We start from the raw sequence: 21,746 nt of genomic DNA on the forward strand, positions 1-21,746 counted from the left end.
CATTTTGTCGAAAGTGATCTTCTTAAGACAAAATCAATTTAAATTAGACAAAATTCGACAGGTAAACGGTAGGTGTAATAGGTGTAAGCTGTAGGGAGCACAAATAATGGAGGGATATTTATGTTAAAGAAAAAGAGATTATTAACAGCAGTTATGATTGTGGGTTTTGTTTTGATGTCAGTTTTACCGGCAGCAGCTCTGGAAATTAATGTACAGACACCGAATATACCCGCAGCACTGCCATTTTTCTGGATGCAGGAGAAAGCAGAACTTCCGGCTGCAATTGATTTGAATATTAATTTATCACCAAATCATCAGCGAGGAATTACTCTGCTGGGTCGAAATAATATTGATCTTTTAGTCACCGGAAGTAATGTAGGTGCCAATGCCTATAATCGTGGTCTTAATATTAAAATGTTGAATGTTAACACCTGGGGGATTGATTATCTGCTGACAAATGGTTTTCAGGCAGATAGCTGGCAGGATTTAAAGGGAAAAGAACTTGCTTTGCCTCTGCAGGGGGGACCCCTTGACTTTTTAGCCCGCTACTTAGCTTCAGAGAATGGCCTTAATCCAGAAGAAGATTTAAACTTAGTTTATAGACCTCTACCTGGAGCAGCTAAGTTATTTATGTCCGGTGAATTTGACGCAATTATTTTACCGGAACCACTTGCTACTGTTAGTCTGGCCAGAGGAAAAGATGCTCAGCTGTCAATGGATATTCAAAAAGAATGGGCGGAAATTCATGGTGATGACCGGATTCCCTTTGTAGCGCTTTTTGCAAGTGGCAAATTTACTGAAGAATATCCTCAGTTTACAGATATTATTAACGGCTATTATAAACAGGGGGTTGCCTGGATTAATAATAATCCCACAGCAGCTGCAGAGCTTGCCTCGAGGCATTTTAATATGCCGGCACCTCTTTTAAAACGCTCATTTAGCCGGGTTAATTTAAATATCTATTCTGACGCAGAAACACGAGAGTTAATAGAGCTTTATTTTGGAGAAATCCTGGAAATGTATCCAGAATTAATAGGCGGAAATCTACCAGATGAAGAATTTTATTACTAAACCATTCTGGATTTTATTAATTATTATTTTTCTAATCTGGGAAAGGGGTGCGGCTGGACTTAACAGCCTCATCCTGCCCTCGATTGGAGAAACATATCAGGCCTTAAAAGAAATTGCTGTTTCCGGTATTTTAGTGGAAAGTTTTTTGATTACTTTTAGAAGAACTGTAATTGCCTATGGCATGGCTGTAATAGCAGGAATAATTTTAGCTCTTTTGCTGCACCGATTTTCTCTGCTGCAGCGTACATTTAGACCTTTAATTACAATTATTCAGTCTACACCACCAGTAGTCTGGGTTTCACTGGCAGTGGTCTGGTTTGGAGTGGCTGATGATTTAACACCAATTTTTTTAATTTTTATTGTTTCAATGCCAGTAATTTTCGTTAATATCTATCAGGGTTTAGAAGAAATGAATACTGATTTGATTGAGATGGCCCGGGCTTACTCTACTCCCCGTTTTAGAATTTTAAAGGAAATTTATTTACCTTCTTTACTACCTGCTTTAGTATCTGCTTTGAGTGTGGCTTTTGCTTTTGCCTGGAAATCATCGGTTTTTGCCGAGTTTATTGCTTCCTCAAGTGGAATTGGCTATCAGCTCAGCCGGGCAAATTCTATGCTGGCAACTGATCGACTTTTTGCCTGGACTATAATTTTGATTTTATTTATGTTATTTGTAGAATATTATCTTTTAGAAAAACTAAAAGAGCATGTCAGCAGGTGGAAAAATGACTGAAGCAAATAAGGTTCTGGAACTTAAAAATATTAATAAATCATTTCAAAGCTTAAAAGTACTTCAGAATTTGAACCTTGAGATTAAGAAAGGTGAAATCTGCTGTCTGCTGGGACCTTCAGGAAGTGGGAAAACAACACTCTTCCGGATAGCTTCCGGACTTGAAAATGCAGATTCGGGTCAGATAATCAAAAATAACAAGCTCCGTTTTGCTTATGTTTTTCAGTCACCCAGACTTTTACCGTGGAAAACAGCTGCCGAAAATCTTATTTTTGTGCAGAAAAATTACGGTCTGGAAAAAGAGGCTGAACTTAGAAATCTACTTTTTGAGTTATCCGGACTGGCTCAGTTTAAAGATGCTTATCCCCATGAGTTTTCTGGGGGGATGCAGCAGCGGTTAGAACTGATCAGGGCTTTTGCAGTAAAACCCGATCTTGTATTTTTAGATGAACCATTTAAATCACTGGATATGAAAACGAGAGTCAATTTGAGAAAATTAATCAGTGTAATTCAGGCAGAAACCGGGATTACTATTTTCCTAATTACTCATGATCCCGAAGAAGCACTGCTGCTTGCTGATAGAATTTATATTCTGGCAGCTGAAGCTAAAGGAATAAAAAAAGAAATAATGGTAGAACAGCCAAGAGACAGTCGGGAAATCGCTGATCCAGAACTTTATCGGGAACTGGAAAATATTATGGAGATCTTTACCGATTTAGTTTCGGATATAGAATATGTGAGAGAAGATATTAAGAAATTATTTTAGGCAGTTTGTTTTAAAATTTTAAGTTGGAAGGATGGTTTTATGGCAGCAAAAATAGGAATTGCTTTATCCGGGGGAGGAGTTAAAGGCTTTGCCCATCTGGGAGTTTTAAAAGCTCTGGCAGAAAAAGGGATTGAGCCAGATATTCTGGCAGGAGTAAGTGCCGGGGCAATTGTGGGTTCTTTTATTGCAGCCGGTAAAAAGCCGGCAGAAGTTATGGAATTGATTAATGAAAACGATTTTTTTGATTTTGCCAAACTGAGTATTCCAGATCGGGGAATATTTACTCTAGATAATATGACCAAAAATTTGGAAAAATCTCTTGGAATCAAGACTTTTGAAGAATTAAAGATTCCTTTTTATGTGGGAGCAGCAAATATAGAAAAAGCACGAATGGAGTATTTTAGTGAGGGAGATTTGATAAAAATTATTCAGGCCTCTTCCTCAATTCCTGTACTTTTTTCTCCAGTTGAGATAAATGGTGACTTATATGTTGATGGTGGTTTATTTGAAAATCTACCGGTTACTCCCCTGCTCAATAAATGTGATAAAATAATTGCTGTCAATGTGATGCCGGTAAATTTAAAAGAAAAAATAGAAAGCATAACCGATATAGCTGTTAGAACTTTTCAGCTAAAAACCCTTGCTAAAGCAATGGAGCTTAGAGAAAAAGCAGATATTTATATTGAGCCCACAGGAATCGCGAAATATAATATTTTAAATACCAAATACAGTCAGGAACTTTATGATCTGGGATATAATTATGGCAAAAATTTAGAGATTGAGATATAAATATTGGGATCAGAAGCTTGAGTTAAGAGCAAATTAATTATAAACTAAAATTAGTACAGATTAAAAACATTTAAGCTGCTGCTAAAATATTCAATGATAAATTAGAAATAGGTAGCAAAATAAAAAATCAGGAGGTTTTAATAATGCTCACAAAGAAAATTTTGAATGCTGTGTTTAAAAGAGTTGCCGGCCAGAAATTTGAGATTGAATACTGGGATGGAGAAACTAAAGTTTTTAATCAGCAGCTGCAGTCAGAGCCCGCTTTTAAGATTATTTTTTCGGAAAAATTAAGTCTAAATGAAATCAGGAAAAGCCCCCAGCTTAAAATGGCTGAGGCATATATGGAAGGCAAAATCAACTTTGAGGGAAGTATTAAAAAACTAATTGAGACCGCCGGTGAGAATGTTTTTGAGCTGAAGGAAGAAGTTGAACAGTATAAAATTGATCAGGTTCTGGACTTTCAGACTTCTGATTCCCCGGCGGAAGAGGAAGAAGGAGTCAGAAAGCATTATGATATTGGAAATGACTTCTTTAAACTCTGGCAGGATGAGACAATGACCTATTCCTGTGCCTATTTTAAGAATAAAGATGATGATCTTAAGGATGCACAGCTGCAGAAAATTGATCATGTTTTAAAAAAGGTGAATTTAAAAGAAGGAGAAAGACTGCTTGATATCGGCTGCGGCTGGGGTTCTCTCGCTCTTAGAGCAGCAGAAAAATATGGAGTAGATGTAATGGGAATAACCTTAAGTAAGGAACAGGAGATTGAAGCTAAAAGAAGAGCTGCTGAGGCAGGTCTGGCTGATAAAATAGAAATTAGAAGACAGGATTATAGAGATTTAGCTGAAGAAGATGGACAGTTTGATAAAATAGTAAGTGTTGGGATGTTTGAACATGTAGGCAAAGAAAATATTCCAGTTTATTTTGAAGCAATAGATAAGTTATTAAAAAATGAAGGATTATCTCTGGTTCATTCAATAACTCATTTAAAAGAACAGCCAGCTCATCCCTGGCTGCAGAAATACATTTTCCCCTGGGGCTATATTCCCTCAGTTAGAGAAATAATCTGGGAGCTGCCGGAAAATAATTTTCATCTTTTAGATGCTGAAGATATTGGTTATCATTATTCTCTAACAGCCGAAAGATGGCTGGATAATTTTGAAAAAGTCAGTGATCAGGTTAAAGAAAAATTTGATGAGCATTTTTATAGAATGTGGAGAACATTTTTAATGGGGGCTGTATTTACATTTCGCTATGCTTCAACTTCAGTTCATCAAGTTCTTTTCTCAAAGGGAAAAAATACTGAGCTGCCTCTAACCAGAAATTATATTTATCAGGAAGATTAATTTTTGAAATTGTTTTCTTTTAATTATTAAAGGAAATTGCTGAAGCCGATAAATTAATTATTTTAGGAGTTGAAAAAATGGCAGATAAAAAATATAAAATTGCAATCATTGGCAGTGGTCCAGGAGGTTATGTGGCCGCATTAAGAGCCGGCCAGCTTGGAATAGACACAGTTTTAATTGAAAAAGAAGCTCTGGGAGGTACCTGTTTGAACTGGGGCTGTATTCCAACCAAGGCTTTTGTTCGTTCTGCCGAAGTTTTTGCTGATATTCAGAATGCAAAAGATTTTGGAATAAATGTAGAAAAAGCTGAGGTGGACTTTCCGGCAGTGGTAAAAAGAAAAGATAAAATAGTTAGCCGCCTGGTCCGGGGAATTGAGCATCTGCTGGTAAAAAATCATGTTGAGCGGATCGATGGAAAGGCTTCATTTATTAATCAGAATCGCCTGAAAATAGAAAAAGAATCTGAAACGGTGGAAATTGAAGCAGAAAACATAATAATCGCTACCGGTTCTCAGGCAGCCTCGCTTCCCATTCCTGGAGCTGATCTTGACGGTATTTTAGACAGCAGAACCGCCCTTGCTCTGGAACAATTACCGGAATCGCTGGTAATTGTGGGGGGAGGAATTATCGGTATGGAATTTGCCTTTATCTTCCGCAATTTTGGAGTTGAGGTAACTGTTATTGAATATTTAGATCAGCTGGTGACTGGAGTTGATGCTGATATTGCTGCAGAACTTAACCGCTCTGCCAGACGCCGACGTATCAGTGTTAAAACTTCTTCCGAAGTAAAAGAAATTAAAAAAAATGATAGTGGTTATCAGGTTATATATCAGCAGAAAGAGAAGGAAAAGTCTGTCCGGGCAGAAAAAGTACTGATGGCAGTTGGCCGCAAACCCTATATCGACGGGCTAAAACCGGAAAATGCAGGAATTGAAATTTCAGAAAGAAGAAAGGCAGTTCAGGTCAACAAAAAGATGCAGACCAGTACTGAGGGAATTTATGCTGTAGGTGATGTAACAGATAAAATTCTTTTAGCACATGTAGCTTCTCATCAGGGAATTATTGCAGTCGAGAATATTATGGGGTTGGATAAGGAAATGAATTATCAGGCTGTTCCGGGAGCTATTTTCACTTCTCCGGAAATTGGGACAGTAGGTTTAACAGAGTCTGAAGCAGAGGCAGAAGGTATAGATTATAAGATTGGGACTTTCCCTTTTGCAGCCAGTGGAAAAGTAATGGCTATGGGCGAAAGAGAAGGTATGGTTAAAATAATTTCTGAGAAAAAAAGTGATAGAATTATTGGAGCTGCTCTGATTGGAATTGAATCCAGTGATTTAATTGCAGAACTTACTCTGGCAGTAAATCTTGGTTTAACTGCAGAGAATTTAAGGGAAACAATTCATGCTCATCCAACAACAGCAGAGGTGATTTACGAAGCTGCTTTAGATCTTGAAGATGGTGCGATTCATGCTTGATTAGAATTAGATTAACTGCTTAAGTTGAAATAATAGACTCTGTTTTGACAGGCTTAATCAACATTTTTCGACAAAGTTAAAATTTGACTTTTGCAGGGCGAAATTGTATAATGTTCTTTGAGAATGACTATCAATTTTTAATTTTTTGATTTAAGTATTTAAAATTAAAGGGAGGTCAGATTTATGGGCGAATATCATGAACCAGAAGAAAAATTAACGGAAGAAGCAATTGATTATCATCGTATTATTAAGAGTGTAATTGAGGAGTTAGAGGCGGTAGACTGGTACAATCAGCGTGCTGTAGCAACTAATGATCCTGATGTACAGGCAATTGTGGAACATAATCGTGATGAAGAAATTGAACACGCCTGTATGGGATTAGAATGGCTGCGACGTAATAATCCTGTCTGGGATGAAATGTTGAGAACTTTCCTTTTTCAAACTGCAAAAATAACTGAAATAGAAGAAGAGGGTGAAGGTGAAGAAGGAGGAGAAAGTATAGAAGCTCCTGCTTCTAGCAAAACACTTGGTTTAGGTAATATGAAAGGAGGAGAATAAATGGATATTTTAAAACGCTCATTAGCACCATTTGCAGCAGAAGCCTGGGACTTTTTGGACGAAGAGGCAACTGATGTACTGGGTCAGAAATTAAAAGCTCGAAAAGAGGTGGATTTTCTGGGCCCTAAGGGTTTAGAATTATCTTCAGTAAATACAGGTCGTTTTAGTCCTGTAGGAATTGAAGATGTTGAAGGAGTAAGTTATTCTACCAGAGAAGTTCTTCCTTTAGTAGAATTAAAAGTTCCATTTACAATGAAGCTCAGCGAAATTGATGCTCTGGCTCGTGGAGCAGAAGATGTTGATACCGATAACTTAATTGAGGCTGCTTCTAAACTTGCAAAAGCAGAAAATAAAGCTGTATTTTACGGGCTGGATAAAGTTAATATTGAAGGTATTGTAGAAGCATCTGAATACGAAGAGGTTAGTGTCTCCGCTGGAGAAAAAGAGCTAATTTCCGGTCTGCTTAAGGCTCTGACTCTATTTGAAGAAAATAGTGTTGGTGGACCCAAACGTTTATTATTAGGATCAGAACTTTATTCTCTACTCTATGAATTAGATGATAAAGGTTATCCACTGAAGCGTAAGGTTGAAGAAATGGTTGACGGTGGTGCTGTTTTAGTACCTGATCTCGGCAATAGAGGTCTTTTAATATCCGAACGAGGTGGAGACTTTGAGTTAACAGTGGGTCAGGATATTTCACTTGGATTTGAAAACAGAAAAGATGATGAAGTAGAATTATTCTTCCTTGAAACATTTACCTTTAGAGTAAATGGTCCGGAAGCCGCTGTAGTATTGAAGTAAAACTTGCATAAGTTAAATTATAAATTGCCGTCTGCTAAATGACTTTTTAGTGGGCGGTATTTTTTTTGGCTGGGCTGCAAACATTTGTTTGAAAAATTTGTTTTGATGTAGTATAATGTAATTAAAGATATCAATAGTAATACAATCTCCATTTAACGTATAGTTTTGTTATTTTAAGGAGCTTCTCTAACTCCTTTCAGTCAGACATTGAGAAGCTTAATACCTTAAAATAACAAAACTATACTATTACGATTGAATCATTTGTAATTATTTATTTGAAACTATCTAATTATCAGGGTTAGGAGCTTTCCTAACTCCTTTCAGTCAGACAGGGGAAAGCTTTAAACCTCATAAACTTAAGTTAATGCTATTTCGATTGAATCATTTCTATCGAAGAAACTAATTACCGGGTTAAAGATATATAAAACAGCTTTTTCAGAAAGGAGATAATTATGGAATATATTAGAAAAATTGATGTATTTTCCTTTGATAAGAAATTAAATCGAGAAATGAATCAGGATTAGAAAGGAAAGAATATGGAACTTCAAAAAAAACTTGAAATTTTAAGTGATGCAGCTAAATATGATGTTTCCTGTTCCTCCAGCGGCAGCAGTGGGCGTGGTGACAGTTCCAGTCTGGGTAATACTAAAGCAGCAGGTATCTGTCACAGCTGGACTGATGACGGCCGTTGTGTTTCGCTGCTTAAAATTCTTTTTACAAATTACTGTATTTATGACTGTCAGTACTGTGTTAATCGGGCCAGCAATGATCGCCCACGTGCTTCTTTTACTCCAGAAGAGGTGGCCCAGCTGACTGTTGACTTTTATAAGCGCAATTATATTGAAGGCTTATTTTTGAGTTCTGCAGTCTGTAGAGATCCGGACTGGACCATGGAGCAGCTGTTAAAAACTGTTCAGCTGCTGAGGAATAAATATAATTATCAGGGATATATTCATTTAAAGGCAATTCCAGGTGCTGATTTTAAATTGATTTATCAGGCAGGTATGCTGGCAGATCGAATGAGTGTTAATATAGAACTTCCCAGTGAGAGCAGTCTGGAAAAACTAGCTCCCCAGAAGAAAAAAGCGGGAATTCTGGCACCGATGAAGGGAATTGGGGCTGGAATAGAAAATAATATTATTGAGCGAAAAAAATATAAAGTTAAGGATAAATTTGTGCCGGCTGGTCAGTCAACCCAGCTAATTGTGGGAGCCAGTCCTGAATCAGATAGACAGATTATTTCTCTTTCCGAAGGTTTATATGATCATTTCAATTTAAAAAGAGTTTATTACTCTGCTTATTTACCGGTTAATAATTCTTCACTTTTACCAACTATACCCGGGCCACCACTTAAAAGGGAACACCGCCTCTATCAGGCAGACTGGCTTTTGCGTTTTTATGGTTTTAAAGCAGATGAGTTATTAACTCCAGGCAGAGAAAATTTTGATTTAAAAATTGATCCCAAAGCAGACTGGGCTCTCAATAATTTAGATAAATTTCCGGTAGAGGTTAATACTGCAGGTTACGAGATGCTGCTTAGGGTGCCCGGAATTGGACCGCGCTCAGCGGCAAAAATAGTTAAGGCCCGAAAAGAAAAAAGATTAACTCACTATAATCTAAAAAAGATGAGGATTGTTTTAAAAAGAGCCAATTTTTTTATTACCTGTGATGGGAAATATGCAGCGGCAGTTCCCTTTGAAAGCAGTGTGATTTATGACCGGCTGGCAGAAAACGAAAGCCAGCAGCTTTCTTTATTTGGATCCAGTTCTGGCAGTAATCAGGGCTGGGATTTAGAAAAGGCAAAATAAGATAACTTAATTTAGAGAGGTTCGAAAATGATGAAGAATACCGAAAATAAAAAAGTATATATCTATGACGGAAGCTATCAGGGATTATTGACAGCTTTATTTCGCTCTTTTAAGCAGAGAGAAATTCCGGCAAAAATAATAGCAAAATCTAAATTTAGAGATGACCTTTTTTATGAACGAGTAGAAGTGAAAACGGAGAACGAAAAAGCTCAATTTTTCAGCAGTCAGATTAAAGAACATATTTCAGCTCAGGCCTTAAATAATATTTTCCATGCTTATTTATCTGAATCCGAAAAAATGGAACTCTATATTTTTCGTTATTTATTTACTGGTTTTAAAGTAGGGAAAAAGGTCGATGAGTTTTTAACAAAAGATTATGTGCGCCAGGTTCAGGATCTAGCCCATAAAGTTAGACACGAAAGTCACCGGCTTAAAGGTTTAGTCCGACTGCAGGAAGCAGCAGGAGGAAAATATTATGCAGCAGTTGAACCTGATTATAAAACTTTAGCTTTACTGGCACCACATTTTAAAAATAGATTTTCAACAATGGACTGGATAATTCATGATAAAAAAAGAGAAGAGGCTGTAATTTTTTCAGCAGCAGAGAAAGAATGGCTTTTAATTGATTTAGAAAATGAATTTGAGCCAGAACTATCATTAAAAGAAAAAGATGTACAGCAGCTCTGGCAGGCTTTCTTTTCGGCAGTCAGCATCAAAAACCGCAGCAACCCCGGAACTCAGAGGCAGTTTATGCCTAAAAAATACTGGAAACATTTAATAGAAAGTCCTGGAAGCAGCCGGAAGTTTAAAATTAAATAAAATTTATTAACTGCAGTCTAAATGACTGCTTTTTTTATTTAAAAACTATTGACAATCATAAAAAATAGAATTATAATTAATTAGTAATTTAGTAATTTAGTAATTTACTAAACTAGTAAAAAGGAGACAAAATAATGAAAATACCAACAAAATTAAAACACAAACCGGTAATAGTTTGTGAAAATTATGAAAATGTTGACGGCAGAAAAGCTTATGACTCTGATGCAAAGGGACTTTCTTTAGGTTTGGCTCAGTGGAATGACCGCGGCAAAGTAGATATTTCAGCTAAGGTCTGGCGCCACACTGGCAACAAATGGTCACGACAATCGGAAGAATTACCATTACATCGGGTACTGGATCTGGCAATTTTAGTGGCCAGAACCTCCAAACATTTTAAAGAGGCCTATCGTTACGATAATTTGTATGATCAGGAAAATCCTCAATTAGACCGTATTGGACTCCAGGGGGATGCAATGACTGTAGCAGTTGCAGAAGATAATGAGAACTTAAAAGAAGATATAAAATTATTTGATCAGGCTTTACACAATGATGATGAGTTAATTGGAGAAAGATTAGCTGTACTGGCCAGACTTTTAAAAGATATGGGCTATTAGGAGGAAAAAGATGCAGAAAAAAATTATGGCTGTTTTTGGTACCAGACCGGAAGCTATTAAAATGGCACCTTTATTAAAAGCTCTGCAGAAAAATAAAAATTATAAGCTGATCATTACAGTTACGGCTCAGCACAGAGAAATGCTGGATCAGGTTATGGATCTCTTTCAGCTAAAAGCGGATTATGATCTGGATATCATGAAAGATAGACAGACTTTAAGCGGTCTTTCAGCTCGCATCATTACGAAGCTTGATGGGATTCTGGCAGAAGAAAAACCTGATCTTCTACTGGTTCATGGTGATACTTCTTCTACCTTTATTGGGGCTTTAACCTCTTTTTATCATCAAATAAAAATCGCCCACGTAGAGGCTGGATTGAGAACTCACAATAAATATTCACCTTTTCCCGAAGAAATGAATAGACAGCTGACAGGGGTACTGGCTGATTTAAACTTTGCTCCAACTAAAAGAGCTAAAGAAAATTTACTGCTGGAAAATACAGCGGCAGAAAAGATATATGTGACCGGAAATACAGTAATTGATGCTCTGCTTTCTGTAGTAGATCAGAATTATAAGTTTGAAGATGAACTACTCAAAAATTTAGATTTCGAGAATAAAAAAGTTATTTTATTGACAGCTCACCGCCGGGAGAATTTGGGAGAACCAATGGAAAATATTTTTAGAGCGGTGCAGCAGCTGACAGAGCAAATTGATAATTTGGAAGTTGTTTTTCCGGTTCATTTAAATCCTGTAATTCGGGAATTGAGCAAAAAAATGCTGGCCGGAAATAAACAGATTCATTTAATTGAGCCCCTTGATTATCTTCCCTTTGCAAATTTGATGGCCAGATCTGATCTGGTTTTAACTGATTCGGGTGGAATTCAGGAAGAAGCCCCATCGCTGGGAAAACCTGTTCTGGTTTTAAGAAATACAACTGAAAGACCAGAAGCCGTTGAAGCAGGTACTGTACTTAAAGTTGGCACAAATGCAGAGGCAATTTTTAAGGAAAGTTTAAAATTATTAACTGATGCAAAAGAATATCAAAACCGGGCTGCAGCAGTTAATCCCTATGGGGATGGGAGAGCAGTAGAGAGAATAATCAAAGCAATTGATTACCACTTTGGATTCACTAATCAGCGGCCTCAGAATTTTGAGGTTTAGCAATATATTGAAGTTAATAAATTTTTAAACAAAAACTTGTATTAATCTAAAAAATAATAAGAGAATTTTTAGAGGGCTCTCAGTTAAAATATATTTAGCTGGGAGCCTTTTTATGTCAGCAATGATAATTATTATTACTATTAGAGTAATCTAAATTTTTAGCAAACCAGGCCAAAAATTATCCATTTTGAAGCAGGATTTACCAGCTGTCTCTTGAATAATATATATTAGAAAGAGAAATACTATATTCATGCGAAAAATTAAAGGAAATTTTCAAAACTGGAAAAGGAGGTAATAAGATTGGATTTTAATATTGTAATTGCTGGAGAGGCAGGACAGGGTTTAAAAACAGTCGAAGCAATGCTGACTAAAACTTTCTCCCGTCATGGTTATTACTTATTCAGCACTAAAGATTATATGTCCCGGGTTAGAGGTGGACATAACTTTATGCAGATTAGAATAAGTGACCAGAAGCTTGAAGGTCCTGATGAAGGCATAGATTTATTATTGGCTTTAAATGAAGAAAGTGTGGAAATTCATAGTCCTCAAATGAATGAGGATGGAACAATCTTATCGGAAGTTGAATCTGATAAAGATGAGATGGTCTACCTTGATGCAAAGGGAATAGCCAAAGAGGTTAACCCTCGTGCAGTCAATACAGTCTTTGTTGGAGCGGCTTTCAAGATTATGGGTCTGCCAACAGATCAGGCTGAAGAAGCTGTTAAAGAACATTTTGCTAAAAAAGAAGAAGTAGTTGATGATAACTTAGATTTATTAAAAAAAGGTTATGATGCAGTCAACGAATTATATAATCTTAAAGACCTCGGAAAAAATGAAGAAAATATTGTAATTGACGGTAATAGTGCCGTTGGTCTGGGTGCTTTGCTGGCGGGTTTAAGTTATTATACTGCCTACCCTATGTCACCTTCTACAGGAATTTTGCATTATGTTGCCGGTAAACAGGAGGAATTGGGCATCGTGGTAGAACAGTCGGAAGATGAGATTGCTTCTATTAATATGGCACTTGGTGGTTCTTATGCTGGAATGAGATCGATGACTGGTACCTCTGGTGGTGGACTCGCGCTAATGGCTGAGGGAATCGGTCTGGCTGGAATTACAGAATTACCAATTGTAGTTGCCGATGTGCAGCGTCCAGGACCTGCAACAGGTTTACCAACCAGAACCGGTCAGGGAGATTTGTTATTTGCAGTTAATATTGCTCAGGATGAGTTTCCACTGATGGTTTTAGCTCCTAAAGACCAGGAAGATGCTGTTTATCAGACATTTAGGGCTTTTAATCTTGCCGATAAATATCAGATTCCGGTTATTATTCTTTCTGATCAATTCCTGGGAGACGGCTCCAAAACTATTAAAGAAATTGATACATCTGAAATGAAAATTGAAAGACATTTAGTTGATCCAGCAGAGGTGGAGGGAGAATACAAACGCTACAAATTTACTGAAGACGGAATTTCTCCCCGGGCCTATCCAGGACAGCTGAAAGATAATATAGTACTTATAGATAGTGATGAACATGACGAATTTGCTCACATTGTTGAAGATGCAGAAACCAGAAATAAGATGGTTGAAAAAAGAAATAAAAAAATGGAAAAATTGAAAAACGAAGATCTGCTGGAACCAGAATACACAGGTCCTGAAGCACCTGACTATATTTTAGTAGGCTGGGGTTCAACTGCTGGCCCAATCAGAGAAGCTAAAGATATTCTTTCTGATGACTACAAAGTTGGACAGCTGGCATTTAATGATGTCTGGCCGCTTCCGACTAAAACTATTAAAGAAATAGCAGAAAAGGATGCTAAACTGGTATTTGTCGAAAATAATGCTGGTGCTCAATTTGATAGACTGGTCAGAAGTGAAACAGGAATCAAAGCAGACTATAATATTTTAAAAGATGATGGTCGACCATTTTCCGGCCAGGAAATCTATAGAAGATTTAAAGAAGAGGTGAGTGAATAATGGTAGATAAAAATCTTTATCAAGCTGATCGAGAAACTGCCTGGTGTCCAGGTTGTGGTAACTTCCCTTTAAGAACAGCCTTAGCAGATGCTTTAGCTGACCTGGATTTAAAACCAGAGGAAGTTACAATGTATACTGGAATTGGACAGGCAGCAAAGATGCCTCATTATATTAAAGTTAATGGTTTTAATGGACTGCACGGACGTTCATTTCCACCTGCAATTGGAATGCGGGTTGCTAATCCGGAAATGACAGTAATTGTTGAATCTGGAGATGGTTGTAGTTATGGTGAAGGTGGAAACCATATTCTGCACAACATGAGACGTAATCCTGATATTATACACCTGGTTCACGATAATCAGATTTATGGATTGACTAAAGGACAGGCTTCACCAACCAGTGTGGAAGAACTCAGAACCCCGGTTCAGACTCATGGAGTAAATGCCGAACCACTTAACCCTGTTCGCTTTGCAGTTGGCATGAAAGCCAGTTTTGTGGCCCGGAGTACTGTTGGGGATCGCGAACATCTTAAAGAAATGATTAGAGAAGCTAAAAAACATAAGGGTTATGCGCTGATTGATATCTTTCAGCCCTGTGTGTCCTTTAATAAAATTAATACCTATCAGTGGTACAATAAACGTGTTTATAAATTAGAGGATCATGATCCTACTGATCATGCAGCAGCAATGAAGGTGGCCCAGGAATTTGGAGATGAAATTCCAATTGGAATCATTTACAGAGAAGAGAAACCTACCTTTAGAGATAGAATACCTTATTTAAAGGATAAGGCATTAGTTGAGCGTGATGTACAGGTTGATGACTTAAAATATTTAATTGATGAGTTCAAGTAAAATTGATTATTAAATCAGCAAATATCAAATTATTACAACTAAAAAAACAAAGCGAAATATAATTTTAAGGAGGCTGTTATAATGAATATTTATGAATTTGCAATTGATTTTGAGGTGGAAAACCGCAAGTTTTATGAAGAATGTGCGGAAGAATCGGATAATGAAAGTCTTAGAGGTGTATTTCTGGAGCTGGCCGAGGAAGAAAAAAAGCATGAAAATATAGTAAGACAGCTGATGGAAGAAAAAAAGGTTGACGAAGTTGAGTCCGGTATCCTTCCCAAAGCTAAAGATGCTTTTGAGGCAATCTCTAAAGATGTGACTGGTGCAGAAGATAGTATTTTTACCCAGCAGCAGGTTGATGTTTATACAAAGGCAAAGCAGATGGAAGTTGACAGCTTTAAATTTTATACAGAAAAAGCAGCAGAAACTGAACTGCCAGCAGTAGAAAAGACATTTAAACGTCTGGCAGAAGAAGAAAAAAAGCATGAGCGAATCATAGATAATATTATCGAAATGGTTAATCGTCCTAATACCTGGCTTGAGGACGCAGAGTGGTATCACCTGGAGGATTACTAAAAACTGTAAACTAAATTAATTTAATATATTCCAACAACACCTGTAGTCGGGGTTTATAATAGATTTTGCATGATAAAGTTATGTTTTACTGAATTACTTGTTTCTTTCAATGGAGACGGTTAAGTTTTTAATTTCAGTTAGATATATATTTGTAAGTGTAAGCTAAAGTAATTCTGACTGCAGGTGTTTTTTGATTTCTTATGTGATATAAATCATAGAAGAAAAGTTAGAGTGTTATATAATAATACTTGAGTGAAGAACTAATACTTTAAATTTAATTTAATCTGCAGCAAAAATTAGATAAATCTGCAGTAGCAACTTATTTTAAAAGGAGGAATAATTATGTCCATGTTTTGTTATCAGTGTCAGGAAACAGCAAAAAATGAAGGCTGTACAGTTAGAGGTGTCTGTGGAAAAGATGCAGATGTTGCCAACTTACAGGATTTATTAGTATTTGTACTTAAAGGAATTTCTGTTTATGCAGAAAAAGTTGAAGAAGAAGGACTTGATCTTTCTGATAAAACAGCTCCATTTATTATGGAAGGTTTATTTGCTACAATTACTAATGCTAATTTTGATTCTGAGAGATTTGAAGATCTAATTGAAGAAGCCTTTGAACTTAGAGATGAAGTTCAGGCTAAATTTGAAAAAGTTTATAAAGAAAATCACGGTGAAGAATTCAGTGGAGATTTACCTGAACATGCAACCTGGTATAGTGATGATGTAAGTGATTATTATGATAAGGGTACAGATGTTGGGGTTCTGGAAACTGAAAATGTAGATGTTAGATCTTTACGTGAGCTTGCTACATACGGACTTAAAGGGATTGCAGCTTACGGTGATCATGCAAGAGTTTTAGGTAAGCAGAAAGATGAAATTGATAGATTTGCTCAAAAATGTCTGGCAGCAACTACAGATGACAGCCTGAGTGTAGATGATTTAGTAGGATTAGTTATGGAAACTGGTGAGATGGCAGTAGAAACAATGGCTCTTCTAGATGAAGCTAATACTTCTACTTATGGTCACCCGGAGCCAACTGATGTAAATATTGGGGTCAATGATAATCCTGGTATTCTAATCAGTGGTCACGATTTAAAGGATATGGAGGAGTTATTGGAGCAGACAGAAGGTACTGGAGTAGATGTTTATACTCACAGTGAAATGTTACCTGCTAACTCTTATCCAGCTTTTAAAAAGTATGATCACTTTGTTGGTAACTATGGAAACTCCTGGTGGAAGCAGGACAAGGAATTTGAATCATTCAATGGTCCTATCTTAATGACAACTAACTGTATCACACCTGTTAAAGATTCTTATAAAGATCGTATCTTTACAACTGGTATGGCAGGATATCCAGAAGTTACTCATATTTCTGACCGTAAAGAAGGAGAAAGCAAAGACTTCTCCGAAATTATTGAATTAGCGAAAACCTGTGATTCTCCAGTTCAGATAGAAGAAGGAACAATCCCTGGTGGTTATGCTCGTAATACAGTAATGAGTGTTGCTGACAAGGTAATCGAAGCTGTAGAAAATGGAGATATTGGCCGCTTTGTAGTAATGGGTGGTTGTGACGGCCGCTTTAAGTCCAGAGAATACTTTACAGATGTAGCTAAAGAATTACCAGAAGATGCAGTAATTATGACATCTGGTTGTGCTAAGTACCGCTACAACAAGCTTGATCTGGGAGATATTGGTGGAATTCCTAGAGTATTAGATGCAGGTCAGTGTAATGACTCTTACTCCTTAGCTTATATTGCTCTACAGTTAAAAGAAGCAATGGGTGTAGATGATATTAATGACCTACCAATTTCTTATGATATCGCCTGGTATGAGCAGAAAGCTGTCTGTGTATTACTTGCACTTCTTTCTCTGGGAGTCAAGGGAATTCGTCTTGGACCCACACTGCCAGCATTTGTTTCCGAAAATGTGCTTAATGTATTAGTTGATAAGTTTGATATCAAGCCAACTGGTGAGGCTAAAGAAGATGTAGCAGCTATTATGGCTGGTGAGTAAAAAAATTCCAGGTACCGGGTACCTGGATAAAGATGTAAAAAAACAGCTGAATGCTGTTGATAATATATTAATAAAGATCTGTCTGCATTCGCGGGCAGGTCTTTTTTTATCTAAAAAATTAACTTATGTGATATATGTCATAGAGCTGTCTTAAAATAGATGTCATAATTAAAACATAGTAAATTACTCAAGTTTAAATATAATTTATATAAGGAGGCAGTAAAATGACTGCAGCAGCAAGAAAAGAAGAATTAAAAAATCTATTGGAAAGATTAAATAGTGGTCAGGCAGCAGAGGAAGTAAAAAAAGAAGCTCAGGAATTAATTGAAAGTATTAGTGCCAAAGAACTTTCGGAAGCTGAACAGGAATTAATTAATGAAGGGCTGGATGAGAAGGAACTCAGACATTTATGCACTGCACATATTGAAGCAATGGCAGAGGAATTAAAAGAACTGAAAACTAATGTACCGGTAGGACATCCTTTGAGTACTTTAATTGCTGAACATGAAGAGATATTAAAAATACTGGACCGTTTAGATCAAGTTAATTCAGAAATTCAGACTTTAGAAAGTTATGATGCTGAAAATCCTGTTTTTGAGGAATTAAAAGAGCTGGGTGCAAAATTACTAGATACCGAAAAACACCACACCAGAGAAGAAGAAACTCTTTTCCCGGAAGTAGATAAAAGTGGAGTCACAGGACCAACCAGAATTATGAGGATGGAGCACGATGATCTCTGGCCTCACAAAGAAAAGATTAGTGAACTGGCTGAGAAAGCGGGAGAAATAGATTTTGATAAGTTTAAAAAAGAACTTAAAGAGCATACAGAATATGTAGTTGTGACTTTAAGAGACCATATCTTTAAGGAAAATAATATTTTATATCCGACAGCTAAAGATGTAATTGAAGAGAGCAAGTGGGAAGAAATTAAAGCTCAAAGTGATCAGATTGGTTACTGCGGTTTTACTCCCGAAGCAGAGATTAATAATTAAATTTGAAAATATTTATAAATTAAGGTTAAATGAGCAAAATCTATTTTGTTAAATATAAATCTGATATGAGGTGTAGAAAATGTTTAAATTAAATGATACAGTTGGAAATATTGTGACAGAATTTCCTGGAGCGGCAGAGATTTTTAAGCAAAATAAAATTGACTTTTGCTGTGGAGGGGACAGAAAGTTAAAAGAAGCAGTAAAGAAAGATTTAAACGAAAGTGTAAAAGCAGAATCAATACTCAAAGAAATAAATGAAAATTATTCTGAGAAAAAAGACTATTATGCAGAGATTGAGGATCCTAAAAATCTCTCACAGTCTCAGTTAATTGAATATATTATAGATAACCATCATGCTTTTTTACAGCAGACACTGCCCCAGCTTTCAGAACTTACAACTAAGGTTTTACGGGCCCATCGTCAAAAACATGGAGAAGTTTTAAAGAAGGTGCATCGACTCTTTAATATTTTAAAGATGGAACTGGAAGAGCACTTAATCAAAGAGGAAGAAGAGATCTTTCCTTTAATTAAAGAATATTCTCAGGCAAAAGAAAATGCTGATCGGAAAGAAACCCTGAATGGGATTTTAGAACTGGAAGCTGAACATGATACAGCTGGAGATATAATCAAAGAATTGAGAGAAATTACTGCTGATTATCGTCTGCCTGAAGATGCCTGTAATTCTTATAAGTTAACCTATCAATTGCTTCAGGACTTAGAAGCAGATTTATTCCAGCATATTCATTTAGAAAATAATATTCTTTTTGCCAGACTGGAAAGTAAAAATATATAATTACCTGCTTAGAAGAGTGTAATCAAAAAATCCCCCGGCAAATTTACCGGGGGATTTTAGGTTATTCAGATTTTAAAATAATTATAATAAAACTGATTAAAATACATACGATTATTCTAATTATTAATTACTCAACCTTGAATTTAGAAATCATATTTTTAAGATTATCTGACATCTCTGACAATCTGTGAGCCGCAGATACAATTTCTTCAGTTGAAGCAATCTGTTCTTCACTGGAGGCTGCAACTTCTTCAGCATTGCTGGCAGCTTCATCACTAACAGCGGCAACATTATTGATCATATTATCAACATTCTCACTTATATCTGCCATCTGCATAGTTTCGCTATCTATTTCTTTGATCAAACTGCTCAGTTGAGTAACTGCACCTTCAATGTTTTTAAATACTTCACCGGTGTCTTCAATAACCTCAACACTGCTATTTACAGCAGATTCGGTTCCATCCATTTTTTGAACTGCATTATTAACACCAGCCTGAATTTTATCAATTAATTTAGAAATATTATCGGTAGCAGCTGCTGATTCTTCAGCCAGCTGTCTGATCTCATCAGCAACAACTGAAAATCCTCGTCCGGCCTCACCTGCTCTGGCAGCCTCTATAGCAGCATTCAGGGCCAGTAAGTTTGTCTGCTGTGATATATTATTGATTAATTGAACAATATCTCCAATTTCTTCTGATAAATCTCCCAGATTATTAATGGTAACTCCAATTTCTGCAGAATTATCTTTTACCTGATTGACCTGCTTAATTGAGCTTTCCATTGATTCAGTTCCTGTTTTAACATTTTCAATAACCTGAGTAGAGGATTGGTCCATATCTTTAGATTTTTTGCGAGTTGTTTCAATTTGGTTAATTAACTGACTGACATTTTTACTTGTTTCAGAAATTTGTGCCGATTGTTCTTCAGCTCCAGAAGCAACATTTTCGATTGCTCCACCAACCTGTTCGGCAGCTCTTTCTACTTCCTGACCAGATGCTGCTAGCTCCTCACTTTGAGCACTTAATTCACTAATTTCCATCTGGATTTCAGCAATCATTTTTTTCTGTGATTCAGCAGTTTTGTTATAGGCCTGAGCCAGTTTTCCAATTTCATCATCACTTTTTATATCCATTCTGTAAGTTAAATCTCCAGCAGCCATTTTATTCATACCAGTTAAAACCTGATTGATATTTTTTGAAATATAGCGGGAAATGAAGTAAATGATAAGAGTAAAAATAACTGCAGCGATTAATAAGAAAATAATTAAGGCAGTAGACATATTGCCAATAATAGCTGCCAATTCACTTCTTACCCCATTTACCTGACTATTAATTATTCCCTCATAAGTCCCAGCACCTATAAAATAGTCTGTACCTGCAATTGGAGCTACATAACTAATTTTATTTTCGGGTTCACCGGTCTCTGGGTTAGCATAAATATAATCAACAAAGCCACCACCATTTTTGGCTGTTTCTGCCAGGGAGCGAATTATATACTTACCATTAGCATCCTGGAGATCCCACCTATTGCTGCCCACAATTTCTGGAGAGGGAGGAAGAGAAATAGTATTCCCCTTATTATCATAAATGAAAAAATATCCTAATTCACCAAAACCTACATCCTGATTATAATTTCGGATAAGCTCCTCCAAATTTTGTTCACTTAATTCACTATTTGAAATACTTAATTCTCCCAAAAATTGGGAAGCTGTTTCTGTAGAATTTTTAATTCTCTTTTTTTCTAAATCCAGCAGATAGCTGCTGACTGTTTGTGTGTTTTCCTCGCGTAAAGTGTTAAACTGTTGATTGAAAAAATACCCCATAATCAATACTAAAATCAAAAAACTAAGCCCAATTACTAAAAATATTTTCTTAGCAATATTTAAATTTTTAAATCCCATTAAATTTCCTCCCTGTTTTGATTAATAATGCGAAAATTGTTGAAAAAAGTAAAACTTTGCTTAATTATATCATATAAATTTTTTATTTAAAGTTAAATATAAAACCTTTATAAATATGAAATGCTTTTTTTGATCGAATTTGTAAAAAAAGTTAGAGTTTAGTTTTTTTAACTAATCTGGCTGAAAAAAGAAGAATTAAGTTCTTTGTTCTAGAAATAAATGCTTAAAGTAATCATAATTATACTGGAGGCAAGAAAATGAGTGATAACTTAATTGATGTTTTGGTAGAAATACCAAAGGGTAGCAACAACAAGTATGAGTATGATAAGGAAAAAGATAAGTTTCGACTGGATAGAGTTATGTATTCACCAGTTTATTATCCTGCTGATTATGTATATTTAGAGGAACATCTGCTCAAAGAATACGAGCATTTCTTTTCTGTGTATAAGAATTTAGAAAAAAAGATAAACATTATCGGCTGGGCTGGAATAGAAGAGGCACTGCAGGTAATTGAAGAATCAAAAGCAGCTTATCAAAAAAATGATAAATAATTTTTAAAAAAGTAAAAGTCCCAGGGACTTTAAATCCCGGGACTTTTTAAGTGCTTAAAACAATTAATATTCTAGTTATTTTTTGAAACATATAATTCAGCTAACTGTGGTATCATTACTATACCTACCATTAGTGCTGATATTAGTAAATCTCTCA

Annotated in this window: 20 protein-coding genes; 19 read left to right on the plus strand and 1 reads right to left on the minus strand. The window is 36.1% G+C overall.

The features are described from left to right. Positions 1-120 precede the first annotated feature (120 nt). The 18 genes from DFR79_RS03070 (at position 121) to ric (ending at position 19,138) form a co-directional block, all read left to right on the plus strand. Positions 121-1,071, plus strand: coding sequence for an ABC transporter substrate-binding protein (locus DFR79_RS03070; RefSeq protein ID WP_133514038.1), 951 nt, complete (start codon positions 121-123; stop codon positions 1,069-1,071). Further along, entirely contained in the window at positions 1,052-1,804 is a 753-nt protein-coding gene (locus DFR79_RS03075) for an ABC transporter permease (protein WP_133514039.1), read from the plus strand. Before DFR79_RS03070 ends, DFR79_RS03075 begins: the two co-directional genes overlap by 20 nt. After that, positions 1,797-2,567 (plus strand): ABC transporter ATP-binding protein, encoded by a 771-nt coding sequence (locus DFR79_RS03080; RefSeq protein ID WP_133514040.1) that lies wholly within the window; start codon positions 1,797-1,799, stop codon positions 2,565-2,567. The genes DFR79_RS03075 and DFR79_RS03080 overlap by 8 nt, the downstream gene beginning before the upstream one ends. 39 nt (positions 2,568-2,606) lie before the next feature. Beyond that, positions 2,607-3,356 carry a patatin-like phospholipase family protein gene (locus DFR79_RS03085; RefSeq protein WP_133514041.1) on the plus strand — a complete coding sequence of 250 codons (750 nt, stop codon included), beginning with the start codon at positions 2,607-2,609 and terminating at the stop codon, positions 3,354-3,356. Between the two features lie 143 nt (positions 3,357-3,499). After that, on the plus strand, positions 3,500-4,702 hold the full coding sequence (locus tag DFR79_RS03090) for an SAM-dependent methyltransferase (RefSeq protein ID WP_133514042.1): 1,203 nt from the start codon (positions 3,500-3,502) through the stop codon (positions 4,700-4,702). 77 nt (positions 4,703-4,779) lie between these two features. After that, positions 4,780-6,177, plus strand: coding sequence for a dihydrolipoyl dehydrogenase (gene lpdA, locus DFR79_RS03095; RefSeq protein ID WP_133514043.1), 1,398 nt, complete (start codon positions 4,780-4,782; stop codon positions 6,175-6,177). Between the two features lie 183 nt (positions 6,178-6,360). Beyond that, positions 6,361-6,735, plus strand: coding sequence for an encapsulin-associated ferritin-like protein (locus DFR79_RS03100; RefSeq protein ID WP_133514044.1), 375 nt, complete (start codon positions 6,361-6,363; stop codon positions 6,733-6,735). Then, on the plus strand, positions 6,736-7,536 hold the full coding sequence (locus DFR79_RS03105; protein WP_133514045.1) for a family 1 encapsulin nanocompartment shell protein: 801 nt from the start codon (positions 6,736-6,738) through the stop codon (positions 7,534-7,536). It abuts the gene before it with no gap. 536 nt (positions 7,537-8,072) lie between these two features. Continuing rightward, positions 8,073-9,344: a putative DNA modification/repair radical SAM protein gene (locus DFR79_RS03110; RefSeq protein WP_133514046.1), complete on the plus strand. Its 1,272-nt coding sequence runs from the start codon at positions 8,073-8,075 to the stop codon at positions 9,342-9,344. Positions 9,345-9,371: 27 nt separating this feature from the next. Beyond that, positions 9,372-10,163 (plus strand): TIGR03915 family putative DNA repair protein, encoded by a 792-nt coding sequence (locus DFR79_RS03115; RefSeq protein WP_133514047.1) that lies wholly within the window; start codon positions 9,372-9,374, stop codon positions 10,161-10,163. Positions 10,164-10,297: 134 nt separating this feature from the next. After that, positions 10,298-10,777: a DUF6530 family protein gene (locus DFR79_RS03120; RefSeq protein ID WP_133514048.1), complete on the plus strand. Its 480-nt coding sequence runs from the start codon at positions 10,298-10,300 to the stop codon at positions 10,775-10,777. 10 nt (positions 10,778-10,787) lie between these two features. Beyond that, a complete protein-coding gene (gene wecB, locus DFR79_RS03125; RefSeq protein ID WP_133514049.1) occupies positions 10,788-11,936 on the plus strand; it encodes a non-hydrolyzing UDP-N-acetylglucosamine 2-epimerase in 1,149 nt (382 codons plus the stop codon). Between the two features lie 300 nt (positions 11,937-12,236). Continuing rightward, positions 12,237-13,913, plus strand: coding sequence for a 2-oxoacid:acceptor oxidoreductase subunit alpha (locus tag DFR79_RS03130; protein WP_133514050.1), 1,677 nt, complete (start codon positions 12,237-12,239; stop codon positions 13,911-13,913). Then, positions 13,913-14,764, plus strand: a complete 852-nt coding sequence (locus DFR79_RS03135) for a thiamine pyrophosphate-dependent enzyme (protein ID WP_133514051.1) — start codon at positions 13,913-13,915, stop codon at positions 14,762-14,764. Before DFR79_RS03130 ends, DFR79_RS03135 begins: the two co-directional genes overlap by 1 nt. A gap of 81 nt (positions 14,765-14,845) precedes the next feature. Continuing rightward, positions 14,846-15,340 carry a ferritin family protein gene (locus DFR79_RS03140; RefSeq protein ID WP_133514052.1) on the plus strand — a complete coding sequence of 165 codons (495 nt, stop codon included), beginning with the start codon at positions 14,846-14,848 and terminating at the stop codon, positions 15,338-15,340. Between the two features lie 348 nt (positions 15,341-15,688). Beyond that, complete coding sequence (hcp, locus tag DFR79_RS03145) at positions 15,689-17,353, plus strand: hydroxylamine reductase (protein WP_347814022.1); 1,665 nt, start codon at positions 15,689-15,691, stop codon at positions 17,351-17,353. A 224-nt stretch (positions 17,354-17,577) separates the two neighbouring features. Further along, positions 17,578-18,345 carry a DUF438 domain-containing protein gene (locus tag DFR79_RS03150; protein ID WP_133514054.1) on the plus strand — a complete coding sequence of 256 codons (768 nt, stop codon included), beginning with the start codon at positions 17,578-17,580 and terminating at the stop codon, positions 18,343-18,345. A 79-nt stretch (positions 18,346-18,424) separates the two neighbouring features. Beyond that, positions 18,425-19,138, plus strand: a complete 714-nt coding sequence (ric, locus tag DFR79_RS03155; protein WP_166637956.1) for an iron-sulfur cluster repair di-iron protein — start codon at positions 18,425-18,427, stop codon at positions 19,136-19,138. Between the two features lie 127 nt (positions 19,139-19,265). On the opposite strand, the gene DFR79_RS03160 is transcribed toward ric, so the two are convergent. After that, positions 19,266-21,038 (minus strand): methyl-accepting chemotaxis protein, encoded by a 1,773-nt coding sequence (locus tag DFR79_RS03160; RefSeq protein ID WP_133514055.1) that lies wholly within the window; start codon positions 21,036-21,038, stop codon positions 19,266-19,268. A 257-nt stretch (positions 21,039-21,295) separates the two neighbouring features. On the opposite strand from DFR79_RS03160, the gene DFR79_RS03165 reads away from it, so the two are divergent. Further along, on the plus strand, positions 21,296-21,589 hold the full coding sequence (locus DFR79_RS03165) for an inorganic diphosphatase (protein WP_133514056.1): 294 nt from the start codon (positions 21,296-21,298) through the stop codon (positions 21,587-21,589). Positions 21,590-21,746 lie beyond the last annotated feature (157 nt).

Origin of the sequence: Halanaerobium saccharolyticum, from assembly GCF_004362045.1 — a bacterium.
GTDB lineage: Bacteria > Bacillota > Halanaerobiia > Halanaerobiales > Halanaerobiaceae > Halanaerobium > Halanaerobium saccharolyticum_C.

Coding starts and splice junctions, on each gene's coding strand:
- DFR79_RS03160 (WP_133514055.1), bottom strand. CDS start 21,038: ATGGGATTTAAAAATTTAAATATTGCTAAGAAAATATTTTTAGTAATT.
- DFR79_RS03120 (WP_133514048.1), top strand. CDS start 10,298: ATGAAAATACCAACAAAATTAAAACACAAACCGGTAATAGTTTGTGAA.
- DFR79_RS03115 (WP_133514047.1), top strand. CDS start 9,372: ATGATGAAGAATACCGAAAATAAAAAAGTATATATCTATGACGGAAGC.
- DFR79_RS03165 (WP_133514056.1), top strand. CDS start 21,296: ATGAGTGATAACTTAATTGATGTTTTGGTAGAAATACCAAAGGGTAGC.
- hcp (WP_347814022.1), top strand. CDS start 15,689: ATGTTTTGTTATCAGTGTCAGGAAACAGCAAAAAATGAAGGCTGTACA.
- wecB (WP_133514049.1), top strand. CDS start 10,788: ATGCAGAAAAAAATTATGGCTGTTTTTGGTACCAGACCGGAAGCTATT.
- ric (WP_166637956.1), top strand. CDS start 18,425: ATGTTTAAATTAAATGATACAGTTGGAAATATTGTGACAGAATTTCCT.
- DFR79_RS03105 (WP_133514045.1), top strand. CDS start 6,736: ATGGATATTTTAAAACGCTCATTAGCACCATTTGCAGCAGAAGCCTGG.
- lpdA (WP_133514043.1), top strand. CDS start 4,780: ATGGCAGATAAAAAATATAAAATTGCAATCATTGGCAGTGGTCCAGGA.
- DFR79_RS03085 (WP_133514041.1), top strand. CDS start 2,607: ATGGCAGCAAAAATAGGAATTGCTTTATCCGGGGGAGGAGTTAAAGGC.
- DFR79_RS03150 (WP_133514054.1), top strand. CDS start 17,578: ATGACTGCAGCAGCAAGAAAAGAAGAATTAAAAAATCTATTGGAAAGA.
- DFR79_RS03075 (WP_133514039.1), top strand. CDS start 1,052: ATGAAGAATTTTATTACTAAACCATTCTGGATTTTATTAATTATTATT.
- DFR79_RS03080 (WP_133514040.1), top strand. CDS start 1,797: ATGACTGAAGCAAATAAGGTTCTGGAACTTAAAAATATTAATAAATCA.
- DFR79_RS03070 (WP_133514038.1), top strand. CDS start 121: ATGTTAAAGAAAAAGAGATTATTAACAGCAGTTATGATTGTGGGTTTT.
- DFR79_RS03090 (WP_133514042.1), top strand. CDS start 3,500: ATGCTCACAAAGAAAATTTTGAATGCTGTGTTTAAAAGAGTTGCCGGC.
- DFR79_RS03135 (WP_133514051.1), top strand. CDS start 13,913: ATGGTAGATAAAAATCTTTATCAAGCTGATCGAGAAACTGCCTGGTGT.
- DFR79_RS03100 (WP_133514044.1), top strand. CDS start 6,361: ATGGGCGAATATCATGAACCAGAAGAAAAATTAACGGAAGAAGCAATT.
- DFR79_RS03110 (WP_133514046.1), top strand. CDS start 8,073: ATGGAACTTCAAAAAAAACTTGAAATTTTAAGTGATGCAGCTAAATAT.
- DFR79_RS03140 (WP_133514052.1), top strand. CDS start 14,846: ATGAATATTTATGAATTTGCAATTGATTTTGAGGTGGAAAACCGCAAG.